General features: G+C 66.5%; 12 protein-coding genes and 2 pseudogenes. 10 read left to right on the top strand and 4 right to left on the bottom strand.

What is annotated here, in order from left to right; all coding sequences use genetic code 11:
- Nucleotides 1-132: 132 nt before the first annotated feature.
- Nucleotides 133-1,353, bottom strand: coding sequence for a CaiB/BaiF CoA transferase family protein (locus ACZ9H4_RS31255; protein ID WP_408325115.1), 1,221 nt, complete (start codon nucleotides 1,351-1,353; stop codon nucleotides 133-135).
- A 319-nt stretch (nucleotides 1,354-1,672) separates the two neighbouring features.
- On the opposite strand from ACZ9H4_RS31255, the gene alaS reads away from it, so the two are divergent.
- Nucleotides 1,673-4,297, top strand: coding sequence for an alanine--tRNA ligase (gene alaS, locus ACZ9H4_RS31250; protein ID WP_476122435.1), 2,625 nt, complete (start codon nucleotides 1,673-1,675; stop codon nucleotides 4,295-4,297).
- Nucleotides 4,298-4,506: 209 nt separating this feature from the next.
- Here the strand turns inward: alaS and ACZ9H4_RS31245 are convergent, their stop codons facing one another.
- Complete coding sequence (locus tag ACZ9H4_RS31245; protein WP_408146296.1) at nucleotides 4,507-5,469, bottom strand: LysR family transcriptional regulator; 963 nt, start codon at nucleotides 5,467-5,469, stop codon at nucleotides 4,507-4,509.
- A gap of 129 nt (nucleotides 5,470-5,598) precedes the next feature.
- On the opposite strand from ACZ9H4_RS31245, the gene ACZ9H4_RS31240 reads away from it, so the two are divergent.
- The 9 genes and pseudogenes from ACZ9H4_RS31240 to ACZ9H4_RS31200 all read left to right on the top strand — a co-directional run.
- The gene (locus ACZ9H4_RS31240; protein ID WP_476122434.1) at nucleotides 5,599-7,020 is read left to right on the top strand and encodes a YbfB/YjiJ family MFS transporter; all 1,422 of its coding nucleotides are present in this window, start codon (nucleotides 5,599-5,601) and stop codon (nucleotides 7,018-7,020) included.
- A gap of 113 nt (nucleotides 7,021-7,133) precedes the next feature.
- Nucleotides 7,134-8,165 (top strand): threonine aldolase family protein, encoded by a 1,032-nt coding sequence (locus tag ACZ9H4_RS31235; RefSeq protein WP_408325121.1) that lies wholly within the window; start codon nucleotides 7,134-7,136, stop codon nucleotides 8,163-8,165.
- 119 nt (nucleotides 8,166-8,284) lie between these two features.
- Nucleotides 8,285-8,815 carry an NUDIX domain-containing protein gene (locus ACZ9H4_RS31230; protein WP_408146302.1) on the top strand — a complete coding sequence of 177 codons (531 nt, stop codon included), beginning with the start codon at nucleotides 8,285-8,287 and terminating at the stop codon, nucleotides 8,813-8,815.
- A gap of 194 nt (nucleotides 8,816-9,009) precedes the next feature.
- On the top strand, nucleotides 9,010-9,468 hold the full coding sequence (locus ACZ9H4_RS31225) for an acyl-CoA thioesterase (protein ID WP_476122433.1): 459 nt from the start codon (nucleotides 9,010-9,012) through the stop codon (nucleotides 9,466-9,468).
- Between the two features lie 4 nt (nucleotides 9,469-9,472).
- A complete protein-coding gene (locus ACZ9H4_RS31220; protein WP_408146306.1) occupies nucleotides 9,473-10,411 on the top strand; it encodes a branched-chain amino acid ABC transporter permease in 939 nt (312 codons plus the stop codon).
- Nucleotides 10,404-11,720 carry a branched-chain amino acid ABC transporter permease gene (locus tag ACZ9H4_RS31215; RefSeq protein ID WP_476122432.1) on the top strand — a complete coding sequence of 439 codons (1,317 nt, stop codon included), beginning with the start codon at nucleotides 10,404-10,406 and terminating at the stop codon, nucleotides 11,718-11,720. The genes ACZ9H4_RS31220 and ACZ9H4_RS31215 overlap by 8 nt, the downstream gene beginning before the upstream one ends.
- A 67-nt stretch (nucleotides 11,721-11,787) precedes the next feature.
- Nucleotides 11,788-12,534, top strand: a pseudogene (locus tag ACZ9H4_RS31210) (ABC transporter ATP-binding protein); the annotation flags it as partial.
- Between the two features lie 146 nt (nucleotides 12,535-12,680).
- Nucleotides 12,681-13,394: an ABC transporter ATP-binding protein gene (locus ACZ9H4_RS31205; RefSeq protein ID WP_408146310.1), complete on the top strand. Its 714-nt coding sequence runs from the start codon at nucleotides 12,681-12,683 to the stop codon at nucleotides 13,392-13,394.
- Nucleotides 13,391-13,576, top strand: a pseudogene (locus ACZ9H4_RS31200) (hypothetical protein); the annotation flags it as partial. The gene ACZ9H4_RS31205 and the pseudogene ACZ9H4_RS31200, both read left to right, overlap by 4 nt.
- A 36-nt stretch (nucleotides 13,577-13,612) precedes the next feature.
- On the opposite strand, the gene iolB reads toward ACZ9H4_RS31200, so the two are convergent.
- Both iolB and iolE read right to left on the bottom strand, forming a co-directional pair.
- Nucleotides 13,613-14,413: a 5-deoxy-glucuronate isomerase gene (gene iolB, locus ACZ9H4_RS31195; RefSeq protein ID WP_408146312.1), complete on the bottom strand. Its 801-nt coding sequence runs from the start codon at nucleotides 14,411-14,413 to the stop codon at nucleotides 13,613-13,615.
- Nucleotides 14,410-15,336, bottom strand: coding sequence for a myo-inosose-2 dehydratase (iolE, locus tag ACZ9H4_RS31190; protein WP_476122431.1), 927 nt, complete (start codon nucleotides 15,334-15,336; stop codon nucleotides 14,410-14,412). Before iolE ends, iolB begins: the two co-directional genes overlap by 4 nt.
- Nucleotides 15,337-15,342: the final 6 nt, after the last annotated feature.

The raw sequence follows: 15,342 nt of genomic DNA, 5'->3' as shown, positions 1-15,342 counted from the left end.
GCGCTGCACTGCGCCGCCAGCAGGGCCGACGTGAGAGCGTGATCACCGCATGGTGCGCGATGTGGCGGCCGCCAGGCCATCAAACCGTCACGACCGCACCGCTCCGAACCCCGCCCCGCCACGCCGCTCGACTCAGATTACCGACTTCGCCCGCAGCTCCGCAACCTTCGCTTCGTCATAGCCCAGCACGTCGCGCAGAATGCTCCCGGTGTGTTCGCCGAGCATAGGCGGGTGCGCCAGCGCTTCGGGCGGTGTGCCGCTCATGTTGATCGGATTGCGTACCAGCTTGACCGTGCCGCCCGACGGATGCGGCAGATCGACTCGCATCCCGCGCGCCACCACCTGTTCGTTCTCGAACACCTCGCCGAGATCGTTGATCGGCCCACAGGGCACGCCGGCCGCCTCGAGCGCGGCAATCCACTGCTGCTTGCCTTGCAGTCGAACCATGTCGGCGAGGATCGGCACGAGGATGTCGCGATGACGCACGCGCGCCGGGTTGGTCGCGAAACGCTCGTCGTCGGCGAGTTCGGGGCGGCCGCCCGCTTCGACGAACTTGCGGAACTGCCCATCGTTGCCGACCGCGACGATGATCCAGCCGTCGCTCGTCTGGAAGGTCTGGTAGGGCACGATATTCGGGTGCGCGTTGCCCCAGCGCACCGGCGGCTGGCCGCTCGCCAGGTAGTTCGAATTCATGTTGGCGAGCATCGCCACCTGCACGTCGAGCAGCGCCATGTCGATGTACTGCCCTTCGCCGGTGCGGTCGCGGTGCGTGAGCGCGGTGAGCACGGCGATGGTCGAATACATGCCGGTCATCAGGTCGGCGATCGCGACGCCGGCCTTTTGCGGGCCGCCGCCTGGCTGGCCGTCGCGCTCGCCGGTAATGCTCATGAAGCCGCCGATTCCCTGCACGATGAAGTCGTAGCCGGCGCGCTGCGCATAGGGGCCGGTCTGTCCGAAACCTGTCACCGAGCAGTAGATCAGGTCGGGCTTCACCTCTTTGAGCGACGCGTAGTCGAGCCCGTACTTCTTCAACTGGCCAACCTTGTAGTTCTCCAGAACCACGTCGCTTTGCGCGGCCAGTTCGCGGATGATCCGCTGGCCTTCGGGCGACGCGATATCGACCGTGACCGAGCGCTTGTTGCGATTCGCCGCGAGGTAGTACGCGGCCTCACGCGTGTCCGTGCCTTCCGGTGTCTTGAGATACGGAGGCCCCCAGTGGCGAGTGTCGTCGCCGACTTCGGGACGTTCGATCTTGATGACGTCGGCGCCGAAATCGGCGAGCGTCTGCGCGCACCAGGGCCCGGCGAGCACGCGAGTGAGGTCCAGCACGCGGATATGACTGAGAGCGCCCATCTTGTTGAATGTCTCCTAGGTAGCCCAAGCGGCGCGCAAGGCGCCACGGATGGGGGCAATCTTAAGCGATTCCCGCATGCCGGCGCAGTCAGCCGAAGGTCATAGGACGAATCGCGCGTAGCCCGCACCTGGCCCGGCGCGCATCCCGCGCCTGTCTCGATACCACAGGCTACTCAGGCAAACCTGGCCAAACGGCTAACCGTGCTGGGCGGGCTGCCGCGCAGCCGCGCCGATCCCGTATAATCAGTCGTTTAAGAAACAAACAGTTGGCGCATCCCATGATGCCGCCGGTAACAGCCAGGACCGTCCCCCGCACGCTATGAAAGCCGCCGAAATCCGCGAGAAATTCCTCAAGTTCTTCGAATCGAAGGGCCATACGATCGTTCGCTCGTCGAGCCTTGTGCCCGGCAACGACCCGACACTGCTCTTCACGAATTCGGGAATGGTGCAGTTCAAAGATGTGTTCCTCGGCGCGGAATCGCGTCCGTATTCGCGTGCCACCACCGCGCAGCGCAGCGTGCGCGCGGGCGGCAAGCACAACGATCTGGAAAACGTCGGCTACACCGCGCGTCACCATACGTTCTTCGAAATGCTGGGCAACTTCTCGTTCGGCGACTATTTCAAGCGCGATGCGATTCACTACGCGTGGGAATTGCTGACGGGCGTGTACCAGTTGCCGAAGGACAAGCTCTGGGTCACCGTCTATCACGAAGACGACGAAGCGCACGACATCTGGGCGAAGGAAGTGGGCGTGCCGGTCGAGCGCATCATCCGCATCGGCGACAACAAGGGCGCGCGCTACGCGTCGGACAACTTCTGGCAGATGGCCGACACCGGCCCGTGCGGCCCGTGCTCGGAAATCTTCTACGACCACGGCCCGGACGTGTGGGGCGGGCCCCCGGGATCGCCCGAAGAAGACGGCGACCGCTACATCGAGATCTGGAATCTCGTGTTCATGCAATTCAACCGCGACGCCCAGGGCAACATGACGCCGCTGCCCAAGCAGTGCGTCGACACCGGCATGGGTCTGGAGCGTATCGCCGCGGTGCTGCAGCACGTGCACAGCAACTATGAGATCGACCTGTTCCAGGCGCTCATCAAGGCGGCGGGCCGCGAAACCGGCGTGAGCGACCTGACCAACAACTCGCTGAAGGTGATCGCCGATCACATCCGCGCATGCTCGTTCCTGATCGTCGACGGCGTGATCCCGGGCAACGAAGGCCGCGGCTACGTGCTGCGCCGGATCGTGCGCCGCGCGATCCGTCACGGCTACAAGCTGGGCAAGAAGGGTTCGTTCTTCCATCGCATGGTCGCGGATCTCGTCGCGCAGATGGGCGGCGCCTATCCGGAACTGAAGGACGCGGAGCAGCGCGTGACCGATGTCTTGCGTCAGGAAGAAGAGCGCTTCTTCGAAACCATCGAGCACGGCATGTCGATTCTCGACGCCGCGCTGGCCGACCTCGAAGCGAAAGGCGGCAAGACGCTCGACGGCGAACTCGCGTTCAAACTGCACGACACCTACGGTTTCCCGTTGGACCTGACTGCGGACGTATGCCGCGAGCGCGAAGTGACGGTCGACGAACCGGCCTTCGACGAAGCGATGGCGCGCCAGCGCGAACAGGCGCGCGCGGCGGGCAAGTTCAAGATGGCGCAAGGCCTCGAATACTCGGGCGCGAAGACCACGTTCCATGGCTACGAAGAAATCGTCTTCGACGACGCCAAAGTGATCGCGCTGTACGTGGACGGCGCATCGGTGCAGCAAGTGGCGCACGGCCAGCAGGCCGTCGTCGTGCTGGACCACACGCCGTTCTACGCGGAGTCGGGCGGCCAGGTTGGCGACCAGGGCCTGCTGGCGAACGCCAGCGTGCGCTTCGCCGTCGCCGACACATTGAAGGTGCAGGCCGACGTGGTCGGCCATCACGGCACGCTCGAGCAGGGCACGCTGAAGGTGGGCGACGTCGTCAAGGCGGAAATCGACGCGGTGCGCCGCGCCCGCACGGAGCGCAATCATTCGGCTACTCACCTGATGCACAAGGCGCTGCGCGAAGTGCTCGGTTCGCACGTGCAGCAGAAGGGCTCGCTCGTCGACGCCGACAAGACCCGTTTCGACTTCGCGCACAACGCGCCGATGACGGACGAGCAGATTCGCCGCGTCGAAGAAATCGTCAACGCCGAAGTGCTGGCGAACGCGCCGGGCATCGTGCGTGTGATGCCTTACGACGAAGCGGTGAAGGGCGGCGCGATGGCGCTGTTCGGCGAAAAGTACGGCGACGAAGTGCGCGTACTCGACCTCGGTTTCTCGCGTGAGCTGTGCGGCGGCACGCACGTGCATCGCACCGGCGACATCGGCCTCTTCAAGATCGTGATGGAAGGCGGCGTGGCGGCGGGTATTCGCCGCGTGGAAGCGATTACGGGCGACAACGCGGTGCGCTTCGTGCAGGACCTCGACGCGCGCATCAATGCGGCCGCGGCGGTGTTGAAGGCGCAGCCGTCGGAACTGACGCAGCGGATCAGCCAGATGCAGGAGCAGGTGAAGTCGCTGGAGAAAGAACTGAGCGCGTTGAAGTCGAAGCTGGCGTCGAGCCAGGGCGACGAACTGGCCGGTCAGGCGATCGAAGTCGCCGGCGTGCACGTGCTGGCGGCCACGCTGGACGGTGCGGACGTCAAGACGCTGCGTGAGACGGTCGACAAGCTCAAGGACAAGCTCAAGAGCGCGGCGATCGTGCTGGCTTCGGTCGAAGGCGGCAAGGTGAGCCTGATCGCCGGTGTGACCGCCGATGCAAGCAAGAAGGTCAAGGCGGGCGAACTGGTCAACTTCGTTGCGCAGCAAGTCGGCGGAAAGGGCGGTGGCCGGCCGGACATGGCGCAGGCTGGCGGCACCGAGCCGGCGAATCTGCCTGCTGCGCTGGCTGGCGTGAAGGCCTGGGTCGAAGGCCAGCTCTGATTCGAGTCTGATTGAACCGTTTGGGCCACGTAGGGCGCCAGAAGTTGGGCGTGTCGCGTGGCCCAGGTTTTTTGCCGTGCCGTCGTCGCGCCGGGTTGTGTGCTGACGCGGCGCGATTCACGGGTTCGCACGCGAGCGGGGCTGCGGTCGGTTCCCGGCGTTTGTGCGGATTCGGCAGTGGCGTCTTGTGCGGGCGCCGCTGGCAACGATCAGACGGCGCCCGCATTCGCGGCCGTTGCCCTGGCCGTCGCGGCCATTGTGTCCATCCCGGTCGCTGCGTCCACCGGTGCGGCCACACCTCCGTCTTCGGCCGGCACGAGCGTGCGCCGCAGCGCATTGAGCGCGGACGAAAAATGGCCGCGTCGCCACACGAGCAGTGTTTCGATCGCCCCGATATCGGGCAGTTCGTGAACCGTGATATTGCTGGCGTCGGCTTGCAGATCCAGCACGGAGCGCGGCGCCACCGCCACGCCCGCACCGGCCGCCACGCACGCGACGATCGCGTGATACGAGCCGAGTTCCAGCACGCGCGCCGGCCGCACGCTGTGCTCCAGATACCACTTCTCGATATAAGCCCGGTACGCACAGCCACGCTCGAACGCGATCAGCGTCGATAGCGCGATGTCGCGCACTTCGTGTATCGGCCGATGTCCGCGCGGCGTGAGCATCACCAGTTCTTCCTTGAACACCGGCACCGTCTCGAACAGGTCGCCGAGCGAAGCCGGGTCCGGCGGCGTCGCCACGAGCGCCGCATCCACTTCGAACTCGCGCACTCGCTCGATCAGCTTGCCGGTCGTGCCAGTCTCCAGTTCCAGCGCGACGGCTGGCCACTGCTGGTGATATTGCGCGAGCAGGGCGGGCAGGCGCGTCGCCGCGACGCTTTCCATCGTGCCCAAACGCAAGCGACCGCTCGGACGATCCTCGCGCACCGCGTGACGCGCCTCGTCGGCGAGCGCGAGCAGGCGCTCGGCGTACGGCAGCAGCGTTTCGCCCGCCGGCGTCAGGACGAGCCGGCGGCCGTCGCGGATAAACAGGTCGGTGCCGAGTTGCTCCTCGAGCTGCTTGATGCGTGTGGTCACGTTCGATTGCACGCGATTGAGCTTGGCAGCGGCGCGCGTGACGCCGTTTTCCCGCACGACCGCGCGAAAAATGGTCAAGGCGGCCAGATCCATGATTCTCTCCGGGTGATGGCTTGTATCCGAATTATTCATTTTTCGTGATCAAAAGGTCAAGCTAATATGCACTTGACCGACCGACCCGGCTGCTGCGCCGGCCCGCCTCACCGTCATCTATCGCCGATCATGACCGACCTCGCTTCCCGCACCTACGATCGCTTCTCCGAGCCCCATGCCGCGCGCCGCGCGGCGCTCGCCTGCATGGTGACGCTGGCCGTCACGCTGGGCATCGGGCGATTCGCGTTCACGCCGCTGCTGCCGCTGATGCTGCATGGCGGCGCGCCCGGTCAGCCGCAGCTCGACATTCAGCAGGGCGGCTGGCTGGCGTCGTTCAACTACGCGGGCTATTTCATCGGCGCGGTCAGTTGCGCCGCGTTGCGGGTCGAACCGGCTCGGATGGTGCGTGTGGGGCTTGTCGCCACGGTTCTGCTGACGCTGGCGATGGGCGTCACGAGCCAGTTCTGGGTGTGGGCGGCGGTGCGCTTTATCGCCGGCGCGGTCAGCGCGTGGACGTTCGTCTTCGCGTCGCAGTGGGGCCTGCGGCGGCTCGCCGAACTCGGCGCGCAGGCGTGGAGTGGGGTGATTTATACCGGGCCGGGGCTGGGGATCGCCGGGACCGGGTTGCTGGTGAGTGCTGCAGGCGGCTATGGCGCGGCCGCTGGGTGGATCGGCTTTGGGTTGATCGGCGCGGTTCTGTCGATTGTGGTTTGGCCGGTCTTTGGCGGCGCGTCCGGCGTCAGTGGGAAACTGGCGGCGGCTCGCAAGGCCGCTCCAGCGGACAGCGGGGATGCGGCGCGGCGTGTCGGCGGGCAACAAGCGGTCAGCGAACGGGCGGCGAGCCGGTTCACCGCCAACCCTGCTTCTGGCGAGCGCGCCGTGGGCCAACCCGACGCAGCGCTCCCCGGCAAACATCCCGCTAGCCAGTCAAACCCCGGCCAGGCCCACCCAACCCCCGCTCCGCACCGCGCCGACGCCCTCTGGCTGATCCTGCTCTACGGCATCCCCGGCTTCGGCTACATCATCACTGCGACTTTCCTGCCGGTGATCGCACGTCATGCGCTGCCTGGATCGTCGTGGCCCGACCTGTTCTGGCCGATGTTCGGCGTGGCGCTGATGGTCGGCGCGCTGTTGGCGGCGCGTCTGCCGACGCATTGGGATAACCGCACACTGCTCGCCGGCAGCTATGTACTGCAAGCCTTCGGCATCGCACTCGGGATCGTCTGGCCGACGGCGGGTGGCTTTTCTCTGGGCAGCATCCTGATCGGCCTGCCGTTCACCGCGATCACGCTGTTCGCCATGCGCGAGGCGCGGCGTCTGCGCGGCGACGACGCGGCCGGTCTGATGGGCTACGCGACGGCGGCCTACGGCATTGGTCAGATCGTCGGGCCGCTGGTTGCCGCGCCGATCGCCGGGCACACGGGATCGTTCTCGCCGGCGCTCTGGCTGGCGGCGGCCGCGCTGCTGCTCGGCGCGGCGGGTCTGGTCGTGGTGGCGCGCGTGCCGCATGGCCGAGGCCGGGGGCGTATGCCGGACTGCGGTTGCAATTAGCGCTCGCGGAGTTGCCCGGCCCAACGCGCAAGCGGAAAACAAATAACCCGCCGCCGCACTAAAATGACCGCTTTCCGTCATTACCGCGCCCGTCGCCAGGCGCTGCGCCTCCCATGCAACATTTCGCGTCCGATAACTACGCCGGCATCTGTCCCGAAGCGCTCGACGCGCTGATTGCCGCCAACAACAGCGGTCACGAGCCGGCCTACGGCGACGACTCCTGGACCAACCAGGTCTGCGACCGTCTGCGTGAGCTGTTTCAGACCGATTGCGAAGTCTTCTTCGTGTTCAACGGCACGGCGGCCAATTCGCTGGCGCTCGCGTCGCTGTGCCAGTCGTATCACTCGGTGATCTGCCACGAACTCGCGCACATCGAAACCGACGAATGCGGCGGTCCGGAATTCTTCTCGGGCGGCTCGAAGCTGCTGACCGCGCCGGGCATCGGCGGCAAGCTCACGCCGGATGCGATCGAGGCGGTCGTTACGCGCCGTGCCGATATCCACTACCCGAAGCCGAAGGTCGTCACGCTCACGCAATCGACGGAAGTCGGCACCGTCTACAGCGTCGAGGAAGTGCGGGCGATCGCGGCGATCGCCAAACGGCGTCATCTGAAAGTGCATATGGACGGCGCGCGTTTCGCCAACGCGGTCGCGGCGCTGGACGTGCATCCGTCGGAGATCACGTGGCGCGCGGGCGTCGACGTGCTGTGTTTCGGCGGCACCAAGAACGGTTTGCCGGTCGGCGAGGCGGTGGTGTTCTTCGACCGCGCACTCGCCGACGATTTCGCCTACCGCCTGAAGCAGGCGGGCCAACTGGCGTCGAAGATGCGCTTCATCTCGGCGCCGTGGCTCGGCCTGCTCGACAACGACGTCTGGCTGCGCAATGCGCGTCACGCGAATGCGATGGCGGAATTGCTGCAGACGCGGTTGCGGGAAATTCCCGGCGTGAGCATCATGTTCGAGCGTGAATCGAATGCGGTCTTCGCGCAACTGCCCGCGCAGGCCGCGAAGGCGATGCGCGCGCGCGGCTGGAAGTTCTACGAGTTCATCGGCGCGGGCGGTTGCCGGTTGATGTGCGCGTGGGACACGCAGCCGGAGACGGTCGAGCGTTTCGCCGCCGAAGTGCGCGAGTTGTGCGCGGCGTGAAAGCGTGGTGACGCGGTGAGTGGCCGAAGCCGTGCCTGACACCGCGCACAAGACACAGCCAGACACGATCAGGCAAAACAGACACAAGCCAGAAGAGACACCTCACGACACCTCACGCCATGACCGAATACCGATTTTGTCCTCGCTGCGCCACCCCGCTGGCCGAGCGCGCCGATCCCGCGCATGAAGGCGGCCGTATCCGTCAAAGCTGTCCCGATGCCGCGTGCGGCTACGTCCACTGGAACAATCCGCTGCCGGTGGTGGCGGCAATCGTCGAATACGAAGGCAAGATTCTGCTCGCGCGCAATGCCGCGTGGGCCGAGGGCATGTTCGCGCTGATCACCGGCTTCCTCGAAAATGGCGAGACGCCGGAACAGGGCATCGCCCGCGAGGTGTTCGAAGAGACCTCGCTGCATGCGGAGACGGTCGAGCTGATCGGCGTCTATGAGTTCATCCGCAAGAACGAACTGATCATCGCGTATCACGTGAAGGCGCATGGAACCGTTGCGCTGTCGCCCGAGTTGCTCGAGTACCGGCTGGTCGAGCCGGCGAAATTGCGGCCGTGGCGCGCGGGCACCGGTCAGGCGCTCGGCGAATGGATGCGGCGGCGCGGCTTGCCGTTCGAGTTCGTTGAGAAGCCGGGGCAGTAAGCAACGCGATGAGCGCGCCATCCAGGCCGACGCGGACCAAGCAGCGAAGCCGCAGGCAACCGGCTACGCGGATGATGCCGTCATCCACGAAGCCTTCGCCGACGGCCGCCGCCGCATACCGCCCGAGTCGCCCGAGCCGCCCGAGCCGCATCGGCGCAATTACCCAACCGCATAACGGCCACGCCACACGTCCAATGAACAAACCTGCTCCCGCCGTCCGCACCGCGTATCCGCATTTCCTGCCGATCACCACCCGCTGGATGGACAACGACGTCTACGGCCACGTGAACAACGTCGTCTACTACAGCTACTTCGACACCGTGGTGAACGGGTATCTGATCCGCGCGGGCGTGCTCGACTTCGAACATGGTGCGACGATCGGACTCGTGGTCGAAACGCATTGCAGCTACTTCGCGCCGCTGGTGTTTCCCGATCGCGTCGAGGCGGGCTTGCGGGTGACGCGTCTGGGCACATCGAGCGTGCGCTACGAAGTGGGGCTTTTCAAGGAAGGCGCCGCGCAGCCCGCCGCGCAGGGGCACTTCGTGCACGTCTACGTGGACCGCGTCACGCGGCGTCCCGTGAAGCTGCCCGCCGAGTTGCGCGCGGCGCTCGAACCGCTTTGCGCCGCCGTGCGGGTGGACCAGACGGAATAGCCGCGTGCAGTCGTTCGTCATCAATCTGCTCAACGGCGTCAGCTACGGCCTGTTGCTGTTCATGCTGTCGGCCGGGCTGACGCTGATTTTCAGCATGCTCGGCGTGCTGAACTTCGCGCATGCGAGCTTCTACATGCTCGGTGCGTACGTCGGTTTCTCGGTGGCGGCGCGCGCCGGGTTCTGGAGCGCGCTCGTGGTCGCGCCGCTCGTGGTCGGCCTCGTCGGCGCGGCGCTGGAGCGCTGGCTGTTGCGGCGCGTGCGCGTGCATGGCCATCTGCCCGAACTGCTGTTGACGTTCGGCGCCGCGTATCTGCTCGGCGAACTGGTCAAGCTCGGCTGGGGCCTCAACCCGCTTTCCGCGACGGTGCCGCCCATGCTCGACGGCCCGCTGTTCACCGTCTACGGCGCGGCGTTCGCGCGTTACCGCGCGTTCATGATGGCGGTCTCGCTGGCGATGCTGGCGGTGCTGTACGCGGTATTGCGCGTGTCGAAGGCGGGGCTGATCGTGCGCGCGGCGCTCACTCACGCGAGCGCCGTCGAAGCGCTCGGCCACAACGTCCCGCGCGTGTTCACCGGCGTGTTCGCCGCCGGCACAGCGCTCGCCGCGCTGGCCGGCGTGATCGGCGCGCCACTCTTCGTGATCGAACCGGCGATGGCGGAGTCGCTCGGTTCGATCGTCTTCGTGGTGGTCGTGATCGGCGGGCTCGGCTCGTTGAGCGGCGCGCTCGTGGCGTCGCTGCTGGTCGGCTGTGTGCAGACGCTGGCGGTCGCGAGCACTGTGTCGCTGGGCGAGGTGCTGTCGATCATCGGGGCATCGGCGCCGGCCGAATGGGACGCGCTGACGCTCGCGCAACTCGCGCCGCTGATCCCTTACCTGCTACTCGTCGCGATGCTGGTACTGCGTCCGCGCGGGCTGTTCGGACGGCACGGCGATCATGCGTAAGCGCGGCAGGGTGGCTGAACCGTCCCGCACGCCGGGTCCTCCGGCAGCGCCCGCGCCACCCGTTCGCGGGCTTTGGCGCACTGTCGCGCCGTGGCTGGCGCTCGTCGCGTTCCTCGCGGTGCCGCCGTTCGTCTGGCCGCAAAGCTGGCTGCTCGCCTATCTGGCGCAGAGCGCGTCGATGATCGTCTTCGCACTCTCATACAACCTGCTGCTTGGCGAAACCGGGCTGCTGTCGTTCGGGCATGCGGTGTATGCCGGGCTCGGCGCGCTTGCCGCCGCGCAGGTGTTCAACCGGATCGGCGCGCCGCTCGCGCTGCTGCCGTTGATCGGCGGGCTCGGCGGCGCGCTGTGCGGCGTGGTGTTCGGCTTCATCGCGACGCGGCGCTCAGGCACCGCGTTCGCGATGATCACGCTCGGCCTCGGCGAACTCGTGGTGGCGGCCGCGTGGGCGCTGCCCGACTGGTTCGGCGGCGAGGCGGGCGTGGCGATCGATCGTGCGAGCGGAACACCGCTGGGCGCGTGGCGTTTCGGTCCGGCGCGCGAAGCCTATGCGCTGATCGCGCTATGGTGCGTGCTGGCGAGTGCGGCGATGTTCGCGTTGTCGCGCACGCCGTTCATGCGGCTGGCGAACGCGGTGCGCGACAACCCGGCGCGGGCCGCGGCGATCGGCTGCTATCCGCGGCGCGTTCGCTACGGCGTAGTGGTGGCGGCGGCGTTTTTCGCGGGTATCGCGGGCACGCTGGGGCTGATCAATATCGAACTGGTATCGACGGAAAGCGTCGGCATGATGCGCTCGGGGGCGGTGCTGATCGCCACGGTGATCGGCGGTACGGCGGCATTTTTCGGGCCGGTCGCGGGTGCGCTCGTGCTGACGTTTTTCAGCGTCGTGGTGGCGAGCGTGACGCGTGCGTGGTTGTTCTATCTCGGGCTTTTCTTTGTCGTCGTCGTGGTGGCGTCGCCGGATGGTCTGGCGGGTTTCGTCGAACGGCATGCGACGCGGCTCGCGGTGCATGGCTGGCGTCGATGCCGCCCGGTTTATCTGTGGGGCACGGCTGGCGCGTTGTTGTGGGGTGCGGCTGTCGTGCTCGTAGTGCAGTGGGCCTACGCGGTGCAATTTGGTGTCGATGACGGTCCCGCTTTCGGCGATGCTGGCGCGCCGTGGCCGCTGGCCGTGTCGCCGCTTTGGCTCGGCGTCATCGTCTTCATGCTTGCCGTGTCGGGCGCGCTTGCCACGCGATATGCGAGTCGCGCTCGCGCGCGACTCGCTGCTCAGTTGGGCTCGGCGCAGACGGTTAGAGGTCCGCGATGATTCAATCTCCCACGCCAGCAAGTCTCGCCGTTCACCCAGGCCCGACGTCACCGCCCGGAGATCCGCGATGATCCCCGCACTCGCCCTCTACGGCATCAAAAAGCGTTTCGGGTCCACGCAGATTCTGCGCGGCGTCGACCTCGCGATCGAACCCGGCGAGCGCCATGCGCTGATCGGCCCTAACGGCGCGGGCAAGTCGACGCTCTTCAATCTGATCGCCGGCGGCGTGCGGCCGAACGCGGGGCGCATCGATCTGTTCGGCGTGGAGATCACGCGTCTCGCGCCGGCCGCGATCGCGCGTCGCGGGCTCGCGCGCAGCTTCCAGAGCACCAGCGTGTTCGCGCGCCTCACCGTGTTCGACAACCTGCGCTGCGCGGCGATGCTGGCCGAGCGCGGCCGCATGCGCTGGTGGCAGCGTTTGAGCGGCGCGCGTACGGTCGATGCCCACGCCGCTCAGGTGCTTGACGCGGTCGGCCTGAGCGCGCGCCGCGACATGCAGGCCGGCACGCTCAGCTACGCCGAGCAGCGCGCGCTCGATCTCGGCATCGCGCTCGCGGGCGGCGCGCATACGTTGCTGCTCGACGAGCCGACCGCCGGCATGAACCGCGCGGAAGCAGTGCGCGCCATCGAACTGATTCGCGAGGCGACCGCAGGCCGCACGCTGCTGATGGTCGAGCACGACATGGACGCGGTCTTCGCGCTCGCCGACCGGATTTCCGTGCTGGTGCAAGGGCGCATCATCGCGAGCGGCACGCCGGCGGCGATTCGCGCGGATGCGGCGGTGCGCGCGGCGTATCTGGGTGAAGGATCCGGCGGGAGGGCCGGCGAACAGGCTCGCGGACGGACCGGAGAACAGACCGCCGAACAGTTGCGCGGACAGATCGGCAAAGAGTCCGGCACAGCGTCCGGCGAAAAGACCGCCGAAAGACCCGTCAACCGTCGCGACACGCGAGGAGACGCATGAGCACACTGCTCGACATTCGCGCACTGAACGCGTGGTATGACGCAAGCCAGGCCTTGCATGGTGTCACGCTGCGCATCGAGCAAGGCGAAGTGCTCGCGCTGGTCGGGCGCAACGGCTCCGGCCGCTCGACGCTGGCACGCGCGATCATGGGCCTCGTGCGCAGCGAGGGCGAACTGCGCTTCGCGGGCCGCCCGCTCGACGGTCTGCGCACTTTCGAGCGAGCGCGCCTCGGGCTGGGCTATGTGCCGGAGCATCGGGACGTGTTTCCGGCGCTGAGCGTCCACGAGAATCTGCAACTCGGCGTCGCGCCACGCGCTCGCGGCCGCACGCCGCGCTTCACTTTCGACGACGCTTACGCGCTGTTTCCCGTTCTCGCCGAACGCAGACGCACGCGGGCCGGTGCGCTATCGGGTGGCGAGCAGCAGATGCTCACGCTCGCGCGGGCGCTGCTCGGCGATCCCGACTTGCTGGTGATCGACGAGCCCGGCGAAGGTCTCGCGAGTCTCGTGATGGAGCAGGTCGCGGACTGTCTGCGGATGCTGCGCGAGCGTGGCGTCGCGATGCTGCTGATCGAACAACGCCTCGTGATCGCGCGGGAGATTGCTGGCCGTGTCGCCGTGATGGGGCATGGCGAGATCGTGTTCGACGGTGAGATGACGTCGTTTCTGAAGCGCGCCGACGTGATACAGGAGTGGTTGGGCGTCGGTTGAAGTCCGGCGACGTGAAGATGTTCAATTCACTGGTCACGAATACGCGCACCTACATCGAGGACAGTTCGAACTCCGGCGTCATGAAGTTCGACCTGTACGGCTACCGCCGCGACGTGGCGAAGGGCACGGTGCGCATGGGTGCCGACGGCGGCTTGAGTGTCGATCTGGCGGTGCGAAAGTAGCAGGCATGTTTCGCCCGCGCAACGCGGGCGAAACGATCAAGCATCCTTATTAATGATCCACTCGTGCGCCGGGTCGTTGCGGAAATGCCAGACCCGTTGTGCGCCGGCCATCACGTTCAGATAGTACGAGTCGTAGCCATACGGCACGACGACCGGATGGTAGCCGCGCGGCACCATCACGACGTCGTGATTCTCCACCGCCATCGACTCATCGATGTCGCGCATGTCGGTGTACACGCGCTGGAACGCGAATCCTTGCGGTGGGTCGAGCCGGTGATAGTAAGTCTCTTCGAGCGAGCTCTCCTGCGGGATGTTGTCGGTGTCGTGCTTATGCGGCGGATAGCTCGACGCGTGGCCGCCCGGCGTTCTGACTTCCACCACGAGCAGCGATTCGGCGGGCTCGGTTTGCGGAAGAATATCGCATACGTAGCGCGTATTCAGGCCTTTGCCGCGCGTGGAGCGCTTCAGGGTGGCCGGTTCGATCAGGCGTGCAGGAAACTCGCCCTTGGCAGGCGCACTCGCCACGCCGATCTCCGCAGCGCGGCACGCGCGCACCGTCGCCCGCACGTTGGGCGGCAGATACACCGCATACGGCGCGGCGTCTTCGAACACGCTGTCGCGTGAGCCGAGCGAGCTCCACGTGGCGTCGGCGGTTTCGATATCCACCGCACCGGTGAGCACGACGATGCACACTTCGCGCGACGCTTCGAGCACGTGCACGACTTCGTTCGTCTCCAGCCGATACGCGGCGAAGCCCACGTAGCGCCAGCATGCGGACTGCGGCGTCACTCGCACGATCGTCTGGCCTTCGCTTTGTGCTTTCACCAATAAGCTCATGCTGCCTCCTTCGTCGTTGTGTTCGCGGTGTCGAGCGGCGCATCGACCAACGCACGCAAGGTCAGGTAGCCTTTTTGCGCGTAGTCGAACGACGGCGCCACCACCGGGTCCTGTTCCGCCTCGACCACCAGCCAGCCGCGATAACCGTGCCGCTTCAGGCGCTCGATGATCGCCGCGAAATTCACCGCACCGTCGCCTGGCACCGTGAACGCGCCGGCAATCACCGCGTCGAGAAAACTCCAGTTGCGATTGCGCGCGAGCTTCATCACGGCAGGGCGCACGTCCTTGCAGTGCACGTGGCATACCCGTGCGATGTGTTTGTCGAGCACCGCAAGCGGATCGCCGCCGGCAAACGTGATATGCCCGGCGTCGAACAGCAGCCCGACGGCCTCGCCGGTGCGCGCCATCAGTTGATCGACGTCGGCGGGCGTCTCGACGTACGCGCCCATGTGATGATGGTACGCGAGCCGCACGCCGCGGCTTAACGTATAGCGCGCGAATTCGTCGACGCGTGCCGCGTACGCGGCCCACTGCGCGTCGCTGAAAAAACGCGGCCGTTGATAGAGCGGCTGCGGCGCGCCCTGAATCGAATCGGCCACTTCACCATACACCATCACTGTCGCACCGTTTTGCGCGAGCAGCTCGAGATGTGGGCCGACCGCGGCGATTTCTTCTTCGACGCTGCGTCGAGCGAGGCGTCCCGAATACCAGCCGGAGACCAGTGCGAGATCGTACTGCGCGAGCAGTGTTTTCAACGCGTGCGGCTCGCGTGGAAACTTGTTGCCGAGTTCGAAGCCCTGATAGCCGATCTGGCGGCCTTCCGTCAGCGCAACGTCGAGCGGCGTCTCGCCGCCGAGCGACGGCAGATCGTCGTTCATCCACGACAACGGGTTGATGCCGATGCGTACCTCGAAAGCAGTCATGCGAAT

This window comes from Paraburkholderia sp. TE9906 (genome assembly GCF_056279605.1).
Note: the sequence above shows the minus strand (reverse complement) of the source record. Positions and strands in the feature narration are given on the sequence as shown.

Coding starts and splice junctions, on each gene's coding strand:
- ACZ9H4_RS31255 (WP_408325115.1), bottom strand. CDS start 1,353: ATGGGCGCTCTCAGTCATATCCGCGTGCTGGACCTCACTCGCGTGCTC.
- alaS (WP_476122435.1), top strand. CDS start 1,673: ATGAAAGCCGCCGAAATCCGCGAGAAATTCCTCAAGTTCTTCGAATCG.
- ACZ9H4_RS31205 (WP_408146310.1), top strand. CDS start 12,681: ATGAGCACACTGCTCGACATTCGCGCACTGAACGCGTGGTATGACGCA.
- ACZ9H4_RS31235 (WP_408325121.1), top strand. CDS start 7,134: ATGCAACATTTCGCGTCCGATAACTACGCCGGCATCTGTCCCGAAGCG.
- ACZ9H4_RS31245 (WP_408146296.1), bottom strand. CDS start 5,469: ATGGATCTGGCCGCCTTGACCATTTTTCGCGCGGTCGTGCGGGAAAAC.
- iolE (WP_476122431.1), bottom strand. CDS start 15,336: ATGACTGCTTTCGAGGTACGCATCGGCATCAACCCGTTGTCGTGGATG.
- iolB (WP_408146312.1), bottom strand. CDS start 14,413: ATGAGCTTATTGGTGAAAGCACAAAGCGAAGGCCAGACGATCGTGCGA.
- ACZ9H4_RS31215 (WP_476122432.1), top strand. CDS start 10,404: ATGCGTAAGCGCGGCAGGGTGGCTGAACCGTCCCGCACGCCGGGTCCT.
- ACZ9H4_RS31240 (WP_476122434.1), top strand. CDS start 5,599: ATGACCGACCTCGCTTCCCGCACCTACGATCGCTTCTCCGAGCCCCAT.
- ACZ9H4_RS31230 (WP_408146302.1), top strand. CDS start 8,285: ATGACCGAATACCGATTTTGTCCTCGCTGCGCCACCCCGCTGGCCGAG.
- ACZ9H4_RS31225 (WP_476122433.1), top strand. CDS start 9,010: ATGAACAAACCTGCTCCCGCCGTCCGCACCGCGTATCCGCATTTCCTG.